This window comes from Lichenihabitans psoromatis (assembly GCF_004323635.1).
Classification (GTDB): Bacteria; Pseudomonadota; Alphaproteobacteria; order Rhizobiales; family Beijerinckiaceae; genus Lichenihabitans; species Lichenihabitans psoromatis.
In genome coordinates this window covers 1,033,995-1,051,966 of record NZ_CP036515.1, presented here as the reverse complement: position 1 = coordinate 1,051,966, position 17,972 = coordinate 1,033,995, and the positions used below count along the sequence as shown (strand labels likewise).

Below are 17,972 nucleotides of genomic sequence, written 5' to 3'. Positions count from 1 at the left end.
GCGGCCTCCGACGTTGCGGCTCAAGCGAAGCCGGCGCGATCCAGGAACAGACGGTTGGCGATCGGCGGGATGCCGACCAGCGTCTTCTTGGTCACGACGAGATAGTCGTAGAAATAAGCGAAGATGATCGGCGTTTCGTCGAGCAGCAGGTTCTGGATCTTGCCCGCGACTTCGCGTTGACCGCCGATGTCGCCGGTTTTGCCGAATTGGGTCACCAGGGTGTCGTATTCGGGGTTCTTGAAATGCGCGCCGTTCCAGGTTCCATCGCTCAGCAGCGGGGCCCGCAAGTAGACGTTCGGCACGCCGCGCTGGCCATAGTCGGTGATGCCCATGGTGCTGTCGAGCCAATCCGACTGCCCGAACACCGCCTTGCCGTAATAGGCGTCCTGCGACTCGACGTTGAGCGTGATGTCGATCCCGAGCGGCCGTGCGAAATTTTGCAGCAGAATGGCGTAATCGGGGATTTCGATATAGCGCTCGGTCGTCAGGGTCACCTTGAAGCCCTTGCCGACGCCGGCCGCTTCCATCAGCTGCTTGGCCTTCTGCAGGTCCTGCTTGCGTTGCGGAACAGTCGTATCGGTGGACGGGAAAGCGGGCGCGAACGGGCTGTCGTTGCCGACCGCCGCAAAGCCCCGGAACAGGCCCGCCACAAGCTTGGTGCGATCGATGCTGAGCGCCATGGCTTGACGCACGCGCTTGTCCTGGAACGGCCCGGTGTCGCAGCGCATATGGACTTGCTCATGCGCGGCGCTCTTCTCGCGAATGACCGTGAAGTTCGGATCGTTCAGCAGCGCTTGGCCGCCCGCGACCGGAACCTGATCGATCATGTCGGCTTGGCCGCCCTGCAGTGCGAGCACCCGCGGCTGGAGCGCGTCGTAGAACACGAATTCGACCCGATCGGGCAGAGACTTTTCACCCCAATAGCCGTCGAACCGGACGAAATTCGCCCCGACCTTCGGCGTATATTTTTCGAGCTTGAACGGCCCCGTGCCGGTCCAGTCCTTCTCGAAATCGCCGGCGAAATCGGCCGGCAGCATGATGCAATTGTAATTGTCCGACGACACCACGTAAGGGAAGCTGCCATAGGGCGCATCGAGGTGGAACTCGACCGTCAGGTCATCGACCTTCTTGGTATTGCCCTTGGACAGGATGCCCTTGAAGGCCGACAGCGCATTGGATGCGTTTTTGGGGTCGGCCAAACGATCGATCGTCGCGATCACGTCATCGGCCTTGAAGGTCTGCCCGGTGTGGTATGTCACGCCGCTGCGGAGCTTGAACGTCCAGACCGAACTATCCTCGTTATGCGACCAGCTGAGCGCAAGAGAGGGTTTCAGCGTCAGATCGGGCTGCGTGACGCACAGAAATTCTCCGGTCTGAATCAGCAGCGTCAGGCCGCCCTGATCGGCGATGCTGACCGGGTTCATGGCTGCGGCGGGAGTAACCGCCGCGACCCGGATCGTGGCGCCAGCCTTCGGCTCGGCCCGCGCCGACGTCGATCCCGACAGCAGACCGACCCCGCCCGCCATACCGCCCAAGAGGGGAAGCGAAAGCCCCAACATGCTGCCGTGGCGCAGAAATGTGCGGCGATCGATCTTACCGCTTACGAATTCATCAATCAGATCGTTCTCGACGGCACCGAGCTGTCCGCGCAAGCGGCTATAGGCGTTCGAAATCCGGTTCATGGCGATCCCACCTTGTTGAGTTCTTGACGCGACCTTCGGAGACGCTCGACCTTTGAAGCGGCTCGGCTCTGAGCGGCTCGACCTTAGCAGGAAGCGGGCCACACGCGTGACGATTCACGCCATATCGAGGCTGGTGCGGACAACGGCGAGAGCGCCGCCGTCGCGGATCGCGTGATGCAGGTTTTCGAGATCGGCCGTCGTGCTGCGATCCTCGTCGAGAACCGTGACATGACGCCGAACGAAGCCATAAAGCGCCGCGACGACCGGCGCGGAGGGCCGCAACGGCCGTATGTCGAGCGCCTGGGCCGCCACCATCATTTCGCAGGCGAGGATCTGCTGCAGAAAACCGATCTGATCAGCCGTCCGTCGCACCGCCGACAGGGTCATAGGAGCCTGATCCTCGACGCCGAATGGTGTCGCCCCATCGTTCGATACGGGGGCCGAGCAAGCCCGCGACTCGCGATCCAGCGTGTGACTGACGAGGCTGAGGAGACCCACGCCGGATTTGGTGACCCCGATCCGGGTCAGCAGACCGCCGAGCCCGGACACCTCCGGATCGAGCAGACGCGCGGTGCGCTGGGACGCGATCGTGCCGAGTTGCGCCAGCGCCAGGCGAAGGGCGTCGAACGCGACCGCCATGGCGGCCGTGTGAAAATTGCCCGTCGACAGGATCTCCGCATCGTCGATCAGGATCAGCGGATTGTCGGCCGCCGCGTTCAGTTCGGCATCGACAGCGTCCTGCGCCCAGCGCAGCGCGGTTCGGGCGGCGCCATGCACGTGGGTGGCGCAGCGCAGGCTGATCGGGTCTTGCACGCGACGGGGAACGCCCGGCTCGAACAGGGCCGATCCGGCCAACATCCGACGCAGCCGCTCGGCCGCCTCGACCTGCCCGGGCGCCGGATGATGGGCCGCGACCCGCGCATCGAACGGGCTCGGGTTGCCCATGAATGCCTCGTAGGTCATGGCCAACACGGCATCGGCGAGATCCAGAAGATCGAGGAGATCGGCGATCACCAGCGCGCCATAGCCGATCGACACGGCATTCGAACTACAGAGCGCCAGACCTTCCTTTTCGGTCAGTTGCACGGTGCCGATCCCGGCGCGCCGCATCGCCTCGGCACCCGGCAGCAGCTTGCCCTCGAATGTTGCCTCGCCGAGTCCGATCAGCGGCAGGCCCATATTGGCGCAGAGCATGAGATCCGATGTGCCGATCGAGCCAATTTGCGGCACGCGCGGCGTGACGTTCTGGTTCAGCATCGCGAGTTGGGTCTCGACGATGAGAGGCCGAGCACCCGCGCCGCCCCGCGCTAGCGTCGCGGCGCGAACGAAAAGGGCCGCCCGAACGATGTCGGGCGCGAACGAGCCACCCGCGCCCGAGGCTCTCGCCTTCAGCATCGCTTCGCTGAACAGGCGGCGATCCTCGGAGGGAATCGCGATCGTGGCTTGATTGCCGAGGCCGCGCGTCAGACCGTAAACCGGCCGATCCGCCTGAAGCCAGTCCTGCAGCACGGCTTGCGACGCCAGCATGGTGCGCGCGGCGTCCGGATCGAGTGTGGCCACGACCCCGTCTCGGGCCACCTGTCTGACGTCGGCGACGGTGAGGCGGTCTCGTCCAAGCGCGATGGGCATGCCGGAGGCTTTCGGGGGGTAAGAGAAGGGAGACGAGCGGCCGGTGATCTGCGGTTTCGCGGCAAGATCGCCGCCCCGCCACAGGTAAAGCGCCAGGAGAGGCTCGGCTTCGGTCGACATGGCATGCGAGATCCAGGCCGGGTGGTGGATCGGCGCGCCGGGACGATGGCGGACGGGAGCCTCGTCGCCCCGTGTCCAGAGAGCCGTGCCCGAAAGCGGCACGTAAAGCTCTTCGGCCGCATGCGCGTGAGCGGGATACTGCGTCCACGGGCCGAGCATGAGAAAGCCGCAGGCGATGGTCGCGCTTGGGACCGGCCCCTTGGTGCCGATCAATTCGGTCCAGCCGTAGCCATCAAGGAAGGCGGCGCCGAAATCGGCGGCCGTGTAGGATTGACGCCAGGCCAGGGCCGCGGCGGCGGTCGAGAGAGCAGCGACCAGAGGCGCGGTGGCGGGCGTGGTGTTGGCGGCGATCTCGTCGAGCCATGTCAAGACGGGGCAACCCTGCGGGGCGAACGGCCGACCGTCGTACTGGTCCGGCCACGCTGCAAGAAAAGGTTGCGCGGTCGGCATGGTGTCGAGCAGGCCATAAGCGAGCGCCACGATGGTCAAAACCTCCGCAGCGGCGCTAGGATCGGTCACGGTCGTCATGCGGTCTCCGGAGGGACGCCTGTCATGCCGAGCCTAAGACCTGTCCGGCCTTAACGCCAGGAGACCGTTTGCTGACCGAGCCTCGAATCATCATCGATCGCGCCGGAGCCGCTTGTGAGATTGCGGGTTTCGCGTTCGTCGTCGTCCCCCAGCACGAAAGCTGGTGCTTCATCGCCACGCCACCGGCTGATCGCCATGTATGATATCGTCATCACAGGCGGCCGCGTCGCCCTCGACGAGGGATGGGCCGACTGCGACATCGGCATCGCGAACGGCCGCATCGCGGCACTCGGCCAGGGCCTGACGGGACGCAGGGTCATCGAGGCGGCCGGCCGGTGGGTGATGCCGGGCGGCATCGACGCCCATTGCCATCTCGATCAGCCGACTTGGGGCGGAGTCGATACCGCCGATGACTTCTCGACCGGTTCGATCAGCGCCGCCTTCGGCGGCACGACCTGCATCGTGCCTTTCGCCATGCCGGGACCGGGCATGACGACGCTGGCGGCGCTCGATCGGTCGTTGGCTTGCGCGGGCGGCCGCTCCGTCGTCGATTACGGCCTGCACGGCGTGTTCACCGAAGCCACCGGCTCCGACGTCGAGGCGCAATTGGACCGGTTGGCCGCGCGCGGCGTGCCGTCCGTCAAAGCGTTCATGACCTATCGGGGCTTCGCGGTCTCCGACGACCTGATGCTCGCCATCATGGATGGGGCTCGTCCTCGCGGCATGACCGTGATGGTCCATGCCGAGAATGATGCCGGCATTCGCCGCACCACTGGGCGTCTGGTGGCGCTCGGCCGCACCGGGTTCCGCTACCATGCCGTGGCGCATGCCGAAGCCTTCGAGCGCGAGGCGACCCACCGGGCCGCGACCCTCGCCGAAATCACCGGCGCGCGCCTCGTCATCGTCCATGTCTCCTGCGCGCAATCGGCCGAGGAGGTGCGTCGCGCCCGGGGGCGGGGGGCCGATGTGATCGCGGAAACCTGCCCGCAATATCTTCTCTCGACCGCCGCCGACCTCGACGGGCCGCCGCAGGAGGCGGCCCGCTTCATCTTCTCGCCGCCTCCGCGCGCCCGCGCCAGCCAGGACGCGCTGTGGCAAGCTCTCTCGACGGGCGACATTGCGCTCTGGTCGTCCGATCATTCGCCTTATCGCATGGCCGACAAAATCGCGCCGGCCTCCGAGCCGTCCTTCACCACTGCCGCGAATGGCGTTCCGGGGCTCGAAACCCGATTGCCGATCCTGTTCTCCGAGGGCTTGCTGAGCGGGCGCCTGACGCTCGCGCGTTACCTCGCCTTGGCCGGGCAGGCAGCCGCGATGCTGTATGGCCTCGATGACCGGAAAGGCCGGATCGCGGTCGGGCTCGATGCCGATCTGGTACTCTGGGACCCGGACGCGCGATGGCAGGTTCGCCATGAAGCGCAGCATTCGGCGGTCGATTTCACGCCCTATGAGGGGCTATGGCTCACCGGCAAGCCAACCGACGTGCTGGTCCGGGGTCGCTTCGTAATCCGCGACGGCATCCTGCATGACGCGACCCCGACCGGGCAATTTTTGCCCCGTCATGCGGTTCCGGCCGATCCGGCGCGCCGCCCCATCGAGGAGACGACGCCATGGCTCGAAGCCTAACGCTCGCGGTCTGTCAGACCGGGCCGGTGCAGCGCGCCGCTTCGCGCGCCGAAACGGTGGGGCGGTTGGTACATCTGTTGGAGCAGGCCGCCGCTGCTGGTGCGGACCTCGCGGTGTTTCCCGAATTGGCCCTCACCACTTTCTTTCCGCGATGGATGCTCGACGACGATGAGATCGAGGCGTTTTACGAGACGTCCTGTCCCGGGCCAGAGACCCAGCCGCTTTATGATGCGGCGCGGCGGCTCAGCGTCGGTTTCGCACTCGGCTATGCGGAACGCGTGGTCGAGAATGGCCGCGTGCGGCGCTTCAACACGATGGACCTGATCGGACGCGACGGGGCTCTGGTCGGGCGGTATCGCAAGATGCACGTGCCCGGCCAGGAGACGCCGGAGCCCGGAACCACCGTGCATCTCGAGCGGCGCTACTTCGAGCCGGGTAATGTCGGGTTTCCGGTGTTCCGGTTCGGCGACGTACGGGTGGGTCTGGCTTTGTGCAACGACAGGCGCTGGCCGGAAACCTATCGGATGTTGTGCCTCGGTGGCGCCGAGGTGGCGTTGATCGGCTACAACACGCCGATGTTGCTCGATGAGGCGCCGGCGCTCGCCCACCTTCGCATGTTCCACAATCACCTGCCGATGCAGGCCGGCGCCTACCAGAACACGCTCTGGGTCGCGGCCGCCGCGAAAGCCGGGAGCGAGGACGGGCAGGCGCTGATCGGCGGCTCCTGCATCATCGCGCCGACGGGCGAAATCGCCGCGCAGGCCCTGTCGATCGGCGACGAGGTGGTGGTGTATCGCGCCGACCTCGACCTGATCTCCGCCTGCCGACGCGTCAATTTCGACTTTGCTCGCTATCGCCGCCCGGCGGAGTACCGGCTGATCGCAGAGCGTGCCGGGCCGCCTGAAGACTGAAGCCCGGTCGCTGCGGTTGCGTCAGATACTGCGGATGGCGCCACCATCGACGCGGATCATGCTGCCGGTCACGTAGGAGGCGGGTGTGCCGGCCAGGAACGTCACGACGGCCGCAAATTCCTCCGGCGTCCCGTAGCGCTTGGCCGGGATCTCGGCGCGCGATTGCTGCCGCACGGCGTCGATGGATTGATTGGTCTTGCTGGCGCGGTTCTGGTCGAGGCTATCGACCCGCTCGGTCGCGACGCGGCCGGGCAGCACCATATTGACCGTGATGCCATGCTCGGCGACCTCGTTCGCGAGGCTTTTCGACCAACCGGCGACGCTGGCGCGAATCGCGTTGGAGATCGCGAGGTTGGGGATCGGCTGCTCGATGCCGGACGAGCCGATCGTGACGATGCGGCCCCACCGCTTTTCGATCATCGGCGTGATGAGCCGGTCGGTCAGGTGGAACAACGACGCCGCCATGCTGGCAAACCCCTTGTTCCACGCGTCTGTCGGTGTGCCGACCACGCCGCCCGGGGCCGGTCCGCCGCCATTGTTGATGAGCACGTCGGCGCCACCCGCGGCCAGCACCGCGTCGACCAGGCGATCGACGCTGGCCATCTCGGCCAAGTCAACCTCATGGACGCTTACGCGGGCCGCTGCATCCGGGGGCAGCGCCGCGCGCCAAGCCTCGATCCGCTCGACCGAACGGGCCGCCGCCATGACGGTTGCGCCTTCGGCCACCATGGCGAGCGCGATGGCTTGGCCGAGCCCCTTGCTGGCGCCCAGCACGAGAACGCGCTTGTCCGACAATCCGAGATCCATGAGCCGAAATCCTTTTGTGAAAGCGGCGTCAGCCGCTGTTGGGTCGTTGCACGAGGCCGGTCGCCGAGGTCGACACGCCGTCATGGGTGAAAATGCTTCGGCCGCGCAGCAAGACGCGGTCGAGCCGGAATGGAAACGTCAAGCCCGCGAATGGGGTCGGTCCGGCTTTGGATCGTTGATCCTCGTTCCTGATGGTGCTCGTGATGGCGGGATCGAGCACCAGAATGTCGGCGTCATGGCCGACCGTCAGCGCGCCCTTGCGCCCGAGAAGGCCGAACCGGACAGCAGGATTAGTGGCGCAGACCCGAACGACATCGCCGAGCGTGAGATCGCCACGCCCGACGAGATGCAGCATGCAGGGCAGAAGCGTCTGCAGCCCGGGCAGGCCGCCCGGTATATCGGCAAAATGCGCGACCGGAGCGGCTTTTTCGGCAGGCGTATGAGGGGCGTGATCGGTCGCGACGATATCGACTGTGCCGTCGCGGACCGCCGCCAGCAGAGCGAGGCGACCGGCGTCGGTTCGGAACGGTGGCGACGCCTTGATGGCGGCTCCGAGGTCGGTATAGCGCTCGGCCGTCAGCAGCAGGCATTGCACGGTCGTCTCGATGGTGACGTCGGCCAAGTCGCGCATGCGCTGCCACGTGTCGAGACCGAGGGCCGAATTGCTCTGTCGGATGTGGACCCGACCGCCGCGATCGGCCGCCACCAGGATGGCGCGCGCGATGCCGTTGGCTTCGGCCAGGGGCGGGCGGCTAGCCAGATAGGCCGCGATGCTGCCCGTCGGGTCCCGATTGGCGGCGTCGATCAAGGATTGATCGCCGGGCGATAGGCCGATCAGCCCGTCGACCGCGGCGATGCGGCCGACCGCCGCCGCAAGGGCGTCGATCGTGTCATGGCGGTAGATCGCTGGCACATCGGCGGTGAACACCTCGAACGATACGGCTCCGGCATCCCGCAACGCACGGCAATCCGTGGTGTCGCGCCGCATCGCGACCTGAAATCCCACATCGACATGCAGGCGTCCCATCGTCATCGCCATTTTGGCGCGAAGCAACTCCGGCGTGTCGGTCCAGGGCTCGTCGGTCGGCATGTCGAGGATGGTCGTAACGCCGCCGGCGGCTGCGGCCTGGGTGCCGGAGGCGAAATCCTCCTTATGGGTCAACCCCGGCTCACGCAGATGGGCATGCGCGTCGACAAGCCCCGGCAGCAAAAGCCGCCCGCTCATATCCAGCATCATCGTTGCTTCGGCGGGTTCCCCCGGCCGGAGCTGCGCCGCGATCCGTCCGTCGCGGATCGCCAGATCGACTCTGGCCCGACCGGTCGCCTCGACGACAGTACCGCCGCGCAGCACGAGGTCGAACGGGTGCTGGCTCGGTGCCGTCATCGCGTCGTATATCCGCCGTCGACCAACAGATCCGTTCCGGTCACGAAGCCCGCATCGTCCGAGAGCAGAAACGCGATCGCGGCCGCGATCTCGTCAGGCCGGCCGATACGCCCGAGCAGATGCGCCGGCCCGAGGCCCGCATCGGCCGCAGCGAGGTCGGGCCAGCGTTGCAGCAGGCGGGCGGTACCGACCGCGCCCGGCGACAGGCTGTTGACGCGGATGTTGTCGCCGGCGTGATCGACCGCCATCAGTTTCGCCAGATGAATGAGGCCCGCTTTGGCGACGCAATAGGCAACGGCCTGACCGACCGCGACGTGACCGAGTTGCGAGGCGATCAGCACGATCGACCCGCCGCCCGCTTGCACAAGCGCCGGCACCACCGCCTTGCTCATCAGAAAGGCGCCATCCAGCGTCACGGCCATTTCGGCGCGCCAGTCGGCCGCATCGAGCGTCACCACCGTGCCGTCGACCGAGCGCGCCGCCGCATTATGCACGAAGCCGTCGAGCCCGCCCCAGTGCGACATCGCGACCGCGACAGCCGCCTGGCCTGCGGCCGCATCGGTGACGTCGCAGGCGACCGGCAGCACCCGGCCTGGCGGGCATGTCGCGGCGAGTTCGGCGACCCGCGTCCGATCGAGATCGGCCGCGACGACCCGCGCGCCTTCCGCCACGAGGCGATGGACCAGCGCCGCGCCGATGCCGCTGGCGGCTCCACTGACCAGGATGCGGCGATCCACGAGCCGCTTGGCGGTGTCGACGGCGCTCATCGGGCGAGCCATCCGCCGTCGACCACGAGATTGCTGCCCGTCATATAGGTCGACAGGTCGCTGGCGAGAAACAGCGCCGCATTGGCGATGTCGTCCGGGCGGCCAAGGCGCGGCCACGGCGTGCGTCGGCGGGCGTTGTCGAGCAAGGCCGGATCGGTCGGCAGGCCGGGCGCGCCCGTCTCGATCTTGCCGGGCGACAGCGTGTTGCACACGATGAGGTCGGCTGCATAATCGACTGCGATCTGTTTGGTCAGGTAGATGGCACCTGCCTTGCTGACCCCATAGGCGCAATCGCGCGGCGCCGTGACGATGCCCTGCTGCGATCCGAGATTGATGATGCGCCCGCGAACCTCGGCGCGCGGCTCTTGGCCGATCATCTGCTGCACGGCGCGCTTGCAGCCATGGAACAGGCCGGTGAGGTTGACGCCCAGCACTTTGGCCCATTGCGCTTCGGACGTGTCGAGCAGTGCCGTGCCCGAATAGGTCGCGGCATTATTGACCATCACGTCGAGCCGGCCGAAGTCGGCCACAGCCTTGCCGACGAGCGCATCGACCTCGGCCCAGACCGCGACGTCCGTTCGGTAGAACAACGCGGTGCCGCCGGCTTCGGCGATGAGCGCGCTGGTGGTCGCGCCGCCGTCCAACGCTGCTTCGGTCAGGTCGGCCAGTACGAGACGCGCGCCGGCGGCGGCGAAGCGCAGCGCGATGGCGCGTCCGATGCCGGAACTCGACCCGGTGACAATCGCGGTCTTGTCGGTCAGAACGATCATGAGGAGCCGGGTGTGTTGGGGACGATCGATCCCTGTTAGGCGCAGCCGGCGCGATCGTCACGCGATTTACGACAAAGGGCCGCTCCCATGACGCTTCTGATCACCGGCGCGACCGGCTTCGCCATGAGTGTGCTGGCGCGGGTGTGGCTCGACGCCGACCCGACCCGCCGAGCCGTCATCCTCGATCGAGCCCCCCTCGATGTTGCCGCGCGAGCCTATTTCGCTCCCGTGGCAGATCGATTGTCGGTAGTAATCGGCGACGTGACCGATCCGTCCACATGGCACGCGGCTCTTGCACCGCACGGCATCACCGTCGTGGTGCATGGCGCGACCATCACGCCGATCTCGCGCGGCAGCGTCGCCGAGGCGGCGCGCGAGCCCGAGGCCGTAATGCCGGTCGAGATCATGAACGTCAACCTGATGGGTACGGTCCATCTGCTCGACTGGGCCCGGCAGCAGCCCGGCATGACGCGTTTCGTCTATGTCTCGTCAGGGGCGGTCTATCGGCACCATGGCCCGGATACGGCCGGCGCGCCACTGCCTGAGGATGGCTATGTCGCGCCGAAGCGGCTCTACGGCATCTCGAAGCAGGCGGCCGAACTCGTGGCCGAGCGGTTCGGCGTGTTGTTCGGCCTCTCGACCGTGTCGGTGCGCTTGTCCTCGGTCTACGGCACCATGGACCGGACCACGGCGAGCCGAGATTTCCGTCACCTGCCGAACCGCATCGCGCATCTGGCGCTCGATCGCCCCGGCCCGATTCGCACCAACACGCTCGATGGCGTCGGCGATTATCTCCACGCCGAAGATGTCGCGCATGGTATCATTGCGCTGCTCGATGCAGAAAGCCTGACCCACGCGGTCTATAACATCGCGCTCGGGCGAACCGTGACGATCGGCGATATGATTGGCTGGGCGGCCGAGAAGGTGCCGGCTGTTCGGGCCGAAGTCACGGCTCCGGCCGATGCCGACATCCTGCAGGATTCGCCCTCCCGCGATGGCATGTGGGGCGCCTACGACATCAGCCGCATCGTGGCCGACACGGGCTGGCGCCCACGCCCGATGCGCGAGGCCTTCCACGCCTATATGGACTGGATCGTCGCCGACGAGCGGGCGGGTCTCTCCAGCTCGGTCGTTTAAGCGAGGACGCCTCTGGCGTTGTCCTTGCATCGACATGGCGACGGAAGGCGTGCGTGCCCGTTGCGCCCCGTTCGCGGAGGGATGCCCCATGAAGACAACGCTCGCCGGCCTGATGCTCGCCTTGTCTCTGATCGGCTCGGCGTCCGCCGCAGACGTCAAAGTCATCAACCCCGATGCGTGGTTCCCCGAAGGGCCGATCTGGTATCACGACAAGCTGTATTACGTGGAATATGGCCGCAACACCGTCACGACATGGGATGGCAAGACGAACGAGACGTTCTGGAAGCAGGACGGGTGTGGCCCCTCGGCGGTGCTGCCCACCAGCACCGGCGAATTCGTCGTGACCTGCTACGATAACCAGACGATCGGGCGCATCTCCGCCGACGGCAAAACCTTGCCGCCCTACACCAAGGATAGCGAGGGCCGTCCTTTCATCGGTCCGAACGATTTTGCACCCGACCGGAAGGGCGGCATCTACTTTACGGGATCCGGCCACGAAGGCGCGGTCATCGACGCGTCGGTTTATTACATCACGCCGGCCGGCGCGGTCATCCGTGAGGGCACCGACCTGCATAATGGCAACGGCCTGGCGGTCTCCAACGACGGCAAGATCCTCTATCTGATCGAAACGGAGGACAGTCGGTTGTTGGCCTTTGACATCGCCGAGGATGGCAGCCTCAGTGGCCGGCGCGTCTTCCTCAAGCTGGATGACCTGTTTCCTGGCCAAGCTCACATCTATCCCGATGGCGTCAAGATCGACGCCAAGGGCGAGCTTTACATCGGGCAAAGCCCGCGCTCGCTCGACCACCCGGGCAAGATCATCGTGGTCGACGCCGACGCCAAACTGCTGCGGACGATCGATGTCCCATCGGTCTCGATGCCCAATCTCGCCTTCGGACCCGGCGAGACGACACTCTATGTGATGGCGCTCGATCAGATCGATCAAGCGCCCTACCATGGCAAGGTCTACGCGGTGCCGAACCACTGAGACCGATCCGCGACGCTCTCACGGGCGTCGCGGGTTCAGGCCTTGATGTCACTCGTCCGGCGCGCTTTCGGCCGCATGGCTCAGCGCTTCGCCGAGCGCCTTGATTTTGTCGGCGTTCTTGCTCTCGGACTTACCCGCGAATGCTGCCGTCTCCTTGCCGAGTTTCAGCACGAGCTTTTTGACCTGCCCGCCATTGATCGGATCGGCCTGCAGGTGCTTTTTCAGGTTCTCGAGATCCTTGACGATGGCCTTGGCGGCAGGCGCCTCGACCTTCTCGAGTGTGGCTTCCCAGCCTTCGATGTTCTTGACCGCTGCGGCGATCGTGAACCCCTTCACGCCATCCTTGATGTGCTTGATGGTCGAATCGAATTGCGGCATGTCGCTCTCCATTTCGCTGTTTGTGTCTCAGCAAAATCAACAAGCCCAAGGCGCGACGGAATGTTGCCGGCGCACTTTGCCGCGCCTTCGGGTGTTGGGGTTGAGTTGCGAAGTGGGCGAGACGAGGTCGCGGGATGGGTGCGGGGCGTTTCGAGCCCGTTTGGACCGATCGTCGCACGTCACGGTTCGATGAGGGTCGGTGTGCGGGGTGCCTATGCCATGTCCGGCATGGGTGGATTGTGTTGAAAAACTCATTGTTCCAGCCCCGAGGCTCTCGTCGCTCAGTCAGTCTTGAAGCTTTTAGGTGGTCTTCACGCTGTCGCTGGCATTTGCAGCGGGATGAGCTTGGCGAGCTTGCGGAGGTTCTGGGCTGTAGCGGCGAGGTGGAACTCGTCTCTGGCACCGTTTGGACCGCGGAGCCGTAATCGATCGAGCTTCAGAATGCGTTTGAGGTGCGCGAACAGCATTTCGACCTTCTTCCTTTCACGACGCGAGGTCTGATAGGCGTCGGTCTTGGCGATATCGCGTGCCATGTCGCGAGCGCCTTCGGAGATGGAACGTGGGATCTTGCGGGCGGGGGTGTTGGGGCAGCATCGCGGCTTCAGTGAGCAGATCTCGCAATCGCGCTTGCTGGCGCGGTAGCGCATCATGCCGTCCTGATCCACAAGCGGGCGCGTCTTCAGAGACGTCTTTTGTCGCTGCCGCAGCGGCTTCCCGGCGGGGCAGGTGTAGGCATCGGCATGACGATCGTACGTGAATTCTGAACGACTGAAGGTGCCGTCCTTGCGCGCGGATTTGTCGAACACGGGAATGTGCGGCTCGATCCCACGCTCGTGGACCAGCCACTCAAGCATCTCGGCTGAGCCGTACCCCGTGTCGGCGATCAGCCGCTGCGGCCACAACGCAAGGCGGTCGTAAGCCCGTTCGATCATGGTTCTGGCGGCAGTGACCTCGGCCTGACGCACGGCGGTCGAGGGCTCTACATCGACAATGACAGCATGTTGCACGTCGACGAGATAGTTCGTGCAGTAAGCGTAGAACGCAGGTCCACCCCAGGAGGCGGTCCAGCGTGCCGCCGGATCGACCGGTGAAATGAACTTCGGCTCGACCGGTGTGGCGGCCCCGAAAGCAGCATCGTCCAGGGTGGCAAGGTACTCCGCCACGGCCCTGTTCGCAGTCGGGTCGAGGTCCTCTGCCTTCGGCACGCCGCGCTGACGATGGGCATCGGCCGCGATCAGGCTGCCATCAACGGCAAAGCCTTCACCGCCGACCAGGCCTTCCGCTATGCAGCGACCGAGCACGTCCTCAAAAAGCTTGCGTAGGACGTCGCTCTCTCTGAACCGGCCGTGACGGTTCTTCGAGAAGGTCGAGTGATCGGGCACCGCGCCATCCAAGCCGAGCCCGCAAAACCAACGGTAAGCCAGATTGAGGTGGACCTCTTCACAGAGCCGCCTCTCTGAGCGGATGCCGGAGCAATAGCCCACGATTAGCATCCGGAGCAGCAGTTCCGGATCGATCGATGGCCGCCCGGTCGTGCTGTAGAAGGGTCGAAGATGCTCCCGCACGCCCTCCAGGTCGACGAAACGATCGACAGAGCGAAGCAGATGACCGGCCGGAACATGCCGCTCCAGGTTGAACCCGTAAAATAGCGGCTCCTGCGGGATCGACTGTCTGCCCATCATGTCCGCGTTCTCCCCTTCGCCCAGGAGAACTGAATCAGGCAATCACAACTACTGCAACCACGCCTTTTTCAACACAATCGGTCGAAACCAGTCGTCCCTTGATGCAGAATTCTTAAATGACGCACGACCATAACGTCGTTTTCCGCGTCAGGAGCGGTGCCACATCGGCATCTAGCTCAGTGTCCGTAACGAAACGACAGCAGCTAGTCCGGCGATACTCTCGACGCGAACACCTCTACGCCTGCATCGCCACAACCCCCTGCGGCTCCTGCCGCGCGCCCGCCGGAACTCCGTCACTCGAAACATTGCCGCGCGGCCGAGCGCCTCGACCGGCAGGTGGCAGCGGATGGCGTGGCCGAGGTCGCGTTCGAGCAGCGGCGGCTCCTGCGTGTCGCAGATCGGCCCGATGTGGCGCGGGCAGCGGGTGTGGAAGACGCAGCCTTGCGGCTTGATGATGGCGCTCGGCGGCGTCCCTTCAGCTTGACACGCCGCAGTGTGCCGTCCGGGGCGGCGCTTCATCTTCGCCGCCGCCCGGATCCCTCCACCGCGGGAGAGGCCTGCGCCTCAGCCTTCTTCGTCGGTTCAGGCGCGCGGCAGGATGTCCGCAAAATAGTCCACAATCGCCCGCGCTGAGGGTTTGGCCGCTCGGCCACTCGTGAACACGGCATGGACATCCACGGAGCCCAGGTCCCATTCGGGCAAGACTTGCACGAGGGCGCCGCTGCCGAACTCCCGGCGGAAGGCCGGTAGAGTCGTCAATACAATTCCCATGCCCTCGACCGCGGCTAGGTAAGCGCCCTGTAGGACGGTGATCCTAAGTCGTCCCTCAAGCCTCACCGAAGCGGCCGTTCCCCCTTTGCGGAATGTCCAGTCCCCGACGCCCTGAGGACCGACAATGATCGCGTGGGCGGCTAAGTCGGCTGGTACATTCAGGGCTGGCGCTGTCTTCAGATAGCTTGGGGCGGCGGCAAGCGCGCGCGGCCAAGTTACCAGCTTTCGAGCGGTCGCGGTGGAGTCCACGAGCGCTCCGAAACGGAATGCAACATCCACGCCCTCCTTCACCAGATCCTGCTTTTCGTCATCGAGCAACAGGTCGACGTGCAGCGCCGGATGACGATCGATAAAGGGCTTTAGATGGGGAATGACGATGCGCGCCGCCAGGCTGGTCCCGATGCCAATGCGCAATGTGCCGCGCAGCTCGTCGGAGTGGCGCGCCGAGTGTTCCGCTTCTTCCAGATCGGCGAGGATCGGCTCAATTCGAGCCAGAAAGTCAGATCCTGCATCCGTTACAGTGACCTCCCGCGTAGTCCGGACAAGAAGCGACGCCCCGATCTCCCGCTCTAGGGCGGCGATCGTGCGCGAAACCGTGGATTGGGGCACGCCTAGCTCCCGGCCAGCGGCGGAAAAACTCCCGAGACGCGCAACGCGGATAAACAGTCGGAGGGCTTCGAGGTGGTCGCTCATAGCAGAAATGGATAAGTTAAAGCCACGCCCTCCGGCTAGTCTATTCGGACAAATGGGCCGATTTCCTGTCAACGCACTCGTTGTGACAACCAGGAGATACCAATGTCCCCTCAGGAAACCATCGCCTCAATCGCCAAATCCGGTCTGCCGCTGCAAGGTAAGCTGGATGCGCTAAGGGCCGCTTTTGACGCTGGTGCTCCGCCCGCAGCCGTCGAGGCGCTGCATCGCGCCACAGATGAATTGATCGCATCGGGCGCCCAGAACCGGGCGCTGAAGGCGGGGGATATCGCGCCGAAATTCACCCTTCCTGACGCAGACGGCAATCCCGTCTCTTCCAAGACCCTGCTCGCCAGAGGGCCGCTCGTCGTAACTTTCTACCGCGGCGCCTGGTGCTCTTTCTGTAACTTCGACCTGAGCGCGCTGGAAGAAGGTCGCTCGCAACTTGAGGCGCGCGGTGCGAGCCTGGTCGCCATCTCGCAACAGACAGCGCCCAACAGCCGCAAATCGCAGCGGCAGAACGGGCTCGGGTTCCCGATCCTGGTTGACCACGGCGGCGCAATTGCCGCTCAGTTCGGCGTTCGCTGGACTCTGCCGGCCTACCTGCGAGAGGTCCAAAAAGCGCTCAGCGCGGACCTCACGCAGTTCAATGGCGAGGATAGCTGGACGCTGCCGATGCCGGCCCGGTACGTCGTCGCGCAGGACGGCGCGATCGCTTACGCCGAGGTCAACGCCGATTATACCCGGCGTCCCGAGCCGTCGGCCATGTACCCGGTGCTCGAGCAACTGGGGCGCCGGCAGGTCGCCTGATCTCTTCCAACAATCCTCGATCGGATCGTCGGCGCCTTGCGCGCCGACGATCGGGTCTGACGGTGGGGAGGGGGTCTTGGCCACTCACCCTGAGATTTGCACACGGTGCCCGCCAGCCGGGTGTTTTTCCTTTTTTTAGGCTGAAACGCCTCATCGCATGCTTCTGGAGCACTCGAAGATGGACATTGATACAGAAGCGCTTTTCGCGCCCATCATTATAAACGGCCATGCCGTGAAGAACCGCCTCTCTGTTGCGCCGATGACGCGCATTTCAGCGACTGAGGATGGTCGGGCGACCGAAACAATGAGCCACTACTATGAGCGTTTCGCGCGTGGCGGCTTCGGGACGGTGATCACTGAAGGCATCTATACCGACCAGGCGTTCTCGCAGGGTTACGTCCAGCAGCCCGGCATGACTGATGAGGTCCAGGCCAATGCCTGGAAGCCGGTCGTCAAAAACATCAAGTCACACGGTGCGTTTGCTATCGCCCAGATGATGCATGCCGGCGCCATAAGCCAGGCAAACCGCTTTCGCGACACCACCGTTGGGCCGTCGTCAGTTCAGCCAAAAGGCGAACAGATGACGTTCTATCATGGGAATGGTGGCTACGCTCTGCCGGCCGCAATAACGGACGAGCAGATCGCCGACGCCATCGCCGGCATGGCGGCGTCGGCGGCGCGCGCAATCGAAGTTGCCGGATTTGACGCCATCGAAATCCATGGCGCCAACGGCTACTTGCTCGACCAGTTTTTGACTGACTACACCAACACCAGAGCGGACCGCTGGGGCGGCGTCACAGAGAACCGCGTGCGATTAATCCTCGAAACCTTCAAGGCGGTTCGTGGGAAGCTCGGGGCCAAGACGCCAGTCGGGGTCCGCATTTCGCAAGGGAAGGTGAACGACTACCATCACAAGTGGGCCGACGCGGAGCGTGATGCCGAAATCATCTTCGGCGGCCTCGCCGATGCAGGCGCAGACTTCATCCATGTGACCGAATTTGAGGCCTGGAAGCCGGCATTTGCTTCGGGTGGTCCTTCATTGATGAACCTCGCTAGGCGTTACGCGCCCAAGGCCGTGATCCTCGCCAACGGCAGTCTGCACAATGTCGAGCAGGCGGTGGCGGCGCTGAACGACGGCGCCGATATCATCGCCATCGCTCGCGGGGCCCTGGCCAATCCCGACTTGCCAAAGCGGCTGCTCGATCGAGGCGCCCTGAACGACTTCGATCCGACGATCCTTGGACCCATCGCCAACATCAAGGAGTCTGAGCTGGCGATGTGACGGCAGGGAT

The 17,972-nt window shown here is 65.0% G+C and carries 16 protein-coding genes; 6 read left to right on the top strand and 10 right to left on the bottom strand.

Going from position 1 to position 17,972, the window contains the following annotated elements:
* Positions 1 to 20: 20 nt before the first annotated feature.
* Both EY713_RS04910 and EY713_RS04905 read right to left on the bottom strand, forming a co-directional pair.
* Positions 21 to 1,682, bottom strand: coding sequence for an ABC transporter substrate-binding protein (locus tag EY713_RS04910; protein WP_131113829.1), 1,662 nt, complete (start codon positions 1,680 to 1,682; stop codon positions 21 to 23).
* Between the two features lie 114 nt (positions 1,683 to 1,796).
* A complete protein-coding gene (locus EY713_RS04905; protein WP_131113828.1) occupies positions 1,797 to 3,959 on the bottom strand; it encodes a dimethylsulfonioproprionate lyase family protein in 2,163 nt (720 codons plus the stop codon).
* 195 nt (positions 3,960 to 4,154) lie between these two features.
* Between EY713_RS04905 and hydA the strand changes: the two genes are divergently transcribed.
* A complete protein-coding gene (gene hydA, locus EY713_RS04900; RefSeq protein WP_131113827.1) occupies positions 4,155 to 5,585 on the top strand; it encodes a dihydropyrimidinase in 1,431 nt (476 codons plus the stop codon).
* Complete coding sequence (locus EY713_RS04895) at positions 5,570 to 6,496, top strand: nitrilase-related carbon-nitrogen hydrolase (protein ID WP_131113826.1); 927 nt, start codon at positions 5,570 to 5,572, stop codon at positions 6,494 to 6,496. The genes hydA and EY713_RS04895 overlap by 16 nt, the downstream gene beginning before the upstream one ends.
* A gap of 21 nt (positions 6,497 to 6,517) precedes the next feature.
* On the opposite strand, the gene EY713_RS04890 is transcribed toward EY713_RS04895, so the two are convergent.
* From EY713_RS04890 to EY713_RS04875, 4 genes are read right to left on the bottom strand one after another with little or no spacing between them, the layout of a single operon-like run.
* The gene (locus EY713_RS04890) at positions 6,518 to 7,303 is read right to left on the bottom strand and encodes an SDR family oxidoreductase (RefSeq protein ID WP_131113825.1); all 786 of its coding nucleotides are present in this window, start codon (positions 7,301 to 7,303) and stop codon (positions 6,518 to 6,520) included.
* A gap of 28 nt (positions 7,304 to 7,331) precedes the next feature.
* Positions 7,332 to 8,687, bottom strand: a complete 1,356-nt coding sequence (locus EY713_RS04885) for a dihydroorotase (protein ID WP_131113824.1) — start codon at positions 8,685 to 8,687, stop codon at positions 7,332 to 7,334.
* Entirely contained in the window at positions 8,684 to 9,454 is a 771-nt protein-coding gene (locus EY713_RS04880) for an SDR family NAD(P)-dependent oxidoreductase (RefSeq protein WP_131113823.1), read from the bottom strand. The genes EY713_RS04885 and EY713_RS04880 overlap by 4 nt, the downstream gene beginning before the upstream one ends.
* Positions 9,451 to 10,224 (bottom strand): SDR family NAD(P)-dependent oxidoreductase, encoded by a 774-nt coding sequence (locus EY713_RS04875; protein WP_131113822.1) that lies wholly within the window; start codon positions 10,222 to 10,224, stop codon positions 9,451 to 9,453. Before EY713_RS04875 ends, EY713_RS04880 begins: the two co-directional genes overlap by 4 nt.
* 87 nt (positions 10,225 to 10,311) lie before the next feature.
* Here EY713_RS04875 and EY713_RS04870 point away from each other — a divergent pair, with 87 nt between their 5' ends.
* A complete protein-coding gene (locus EY713_RS04870; RefSeq protein ID WP_131113821.1) occupies positions 10,312 to 11,361 on the top strand; it encodes an NAD-dependent epimerase/dehydratase family protein in 1,050 nt (349 codons plus the stop codon).
* An 88-nt stretch (positions 11,362 to 11,449) separates the two neighbouring features.
* A complete protein-coding gene (locus EY713_RS04865) occupies positions 11,450 to 12,349 on the top strand; it encodes an SMP-30/gluconolactonase/LRE family protein (RefSeq protein ID WP_165491029.1) in 900 nt (299 codons plus the stop codon).
* Positions 12,350 to 12,397: 48 nt separating this feature from the next.
* On the opposite strand, the gene EY713_RS04860 is transcribed toward EY713_RS04865, so the two are convergent.
* The 4 genes from EY713_RS04860 to EY713_RS04845 all read right to left on the bottom strand — a co-directional run bounded on the left by EY713_RS04860 (position 12,398) and on the right by EY713_RS04845 (position 15,873).
* A complete protein-coding gene (locus tag EY713_RS04860) occupies positions 12,398 to 12,727 on the bottom strand; it encodes a hypothetical protein (RefSeq protein ID WP_131113819.1) in 330 nt (109 codons plus the stop codon).
* Between the two features lie 311 nt (positions 12,728 to 13,038).
* The gene (locus tag EY713_RS04855) at positions 13,039 to 14,409 is read right to left on the bottom strand and encodes a transposase (protein WP_131113818.1); all 1,371 of its coding nucleotides are present in this window, start codon (positions 14,407 to 14,409) and stop codon (positions 13,039 to 13,041) included.
* A gap of 171 nt (positions 14,410 to 14,580) precedes the next feature.
* Positions 14,581 to 14,928: an oligopeptide/dipeptide ABC transporter ATP-binding protein gene (locus tag EY713_RS04850; protein WP_131113817.1), complete on the bottom strand. Its 348-nt coding sequence runs from the start codon at positions 14,926 to 14,928 to the stop codon at positions 14,581 to 14,583.
* Between the two features lie 63 nt (positions 14,929 to 14,991).
* Positions 14,992 to 15,873, bottom strand: coding sequence for a LysR family transcriptional regulator (locus tag EY713_RS04845; protein WP_131113816.1), 882 nt, complete (start codon positions 15,871 to 15,873; stop codon positions 14,992 to 14,994).
* A 144-nt stretch (positions 15,874 to 16,017) separates the two neighbouring features.
* Here EY713_RS04845 and EY713_RS04840 point away from each other — a divergent pair, with 144 nt between their 5' ends.
* Complete coding sequence (locus tag EY713_RS04840) at positions 16,018 to 16,680, top strand: peroxiredoxin-like family protein (protein ID WP_210215338.1); 663 nt, start codon at positions 16,018 to 16,020, stop codon at positions 16,678 to 16,680.
* 178 nt (positions 16,681 to 16,858) lie between these two features.
* A complete protein-coding gene (locus EY713_RS04835; RefSeq protein ID WP_131113814.1) occupies positions 16,859 to 17,962 on the top strand; it encodes an NADH:flavin oxidoreductase in 1,104 nt (367 codons plus the stop codon).
* The last annotated feature ends 10 nt before the right edge of the window (positions 17,963 to 17,972 follow it).

Bases quoted from the DNA above. Each gene is read 5' to 3' on its own strand.
- EY713_RS04910 (WP_131113829.1), bottom strand. From the start codon at position 1,682: ATGAACCGGATTTCGAACGCCTATAGCCGCTTGCGCGGACAGCTCGGT.
- EY713_RS04905 (WP_131113828.1), bottom strand. From the start codon at position 3,959: ATGACGACCGTGACCGATCCTAGCGCCGCTGCGGAGGTTTTGACCATC.
- hydA (WP_131113827.1), top strand. From the start codon at position 4,155: ATGTATGATATCGTCATCACAGGCGGCCGCGTCGCCCTCGACGAGGGA.
- EY713_RS04895 (WP_131113826.1), top strand. From the start codon at position 5,570: ATGGCTCGAAGCCTAACGCTCGCGGTCTGTCAGACCGGGCCGGTGCAG.
- EY713_RS04890 (WP_131113825.1), bottom strand. From the start codon at position 7,303: ATGGATCTCGGATTGTCGGACAAGCGCGTTCTCGTGCTGGGCGCCAGC.
- EY713_RS04885 (WP_131113824.1), bottom strand. From the start codon at position 8,687: ATGACGGCACCGAGCCAGCACCCGTTCGACCTCGTGCTGCGCGGCGGT.
- EY713_RS04880 (WP_131113823.1), bottom strand. From the start codon at position 9,454: ATGAGCGCCGTCGACACCGCCAAGCGGCTCGTGGATCGCCGCATCCTG.
- EY713_RS04875 (WP_131113822.1), bottom strand. From the start codon at position 10,224: ATGATCGTTCTGACCGACAAGACCGCGATTGTCACCGGGTCGAGTTCC.
- EY713_RS04870 (WP_131113821.1), top strand. From the start codon at position 10,312: ATGACGCTTCTGATCACCGGCGCGACCGGCTTCGCCATGAGTGTGCTG.
- EY713_RS04865 (WP_165491029.1), top strand. From the start codon at position 11,450: ATGAAGACAACGCTCGCCGGCCTGATGCTCGCCTTGTCTCTGATCGGC.
- EY713_RS04860 (WP_131113819.1), bottom strand. From the start codon at position 12,727: ATGCCGCAATTCGATTCGACCATCAAGCACATCAAGGATGGCGTGAAG.
- EY713_RS04855 (WP_131113818.1), bottom strand. From the start codon at position 14,409: ATGATGGGCAGACAGTCGATCCCGCAGGAGCCGCTATTTTACGGGTTC.
- EY713_RS04850 (WP_131113817.1), bottom strand. From the start codon at position 14,928: ATGAAGCGCCGCCCCGGACGGCACACTGCGGCGTGTCAAGCTGAAGGG.
- EY713_RS04845 (WP_131113816.1), bottom strand. From the start codon at position 15,873: ATGAGCGACCACCTCGAAGCCCTCCGACTGTTTATCCGCGTTGCGCGT.
- EY713_RS04835 (WP_131113814.1), top strand. From the start codon at position 16,859: ATGGACATTGATACAGAAGCGCTTTTCGCGCCCATCATTATAAACGGC.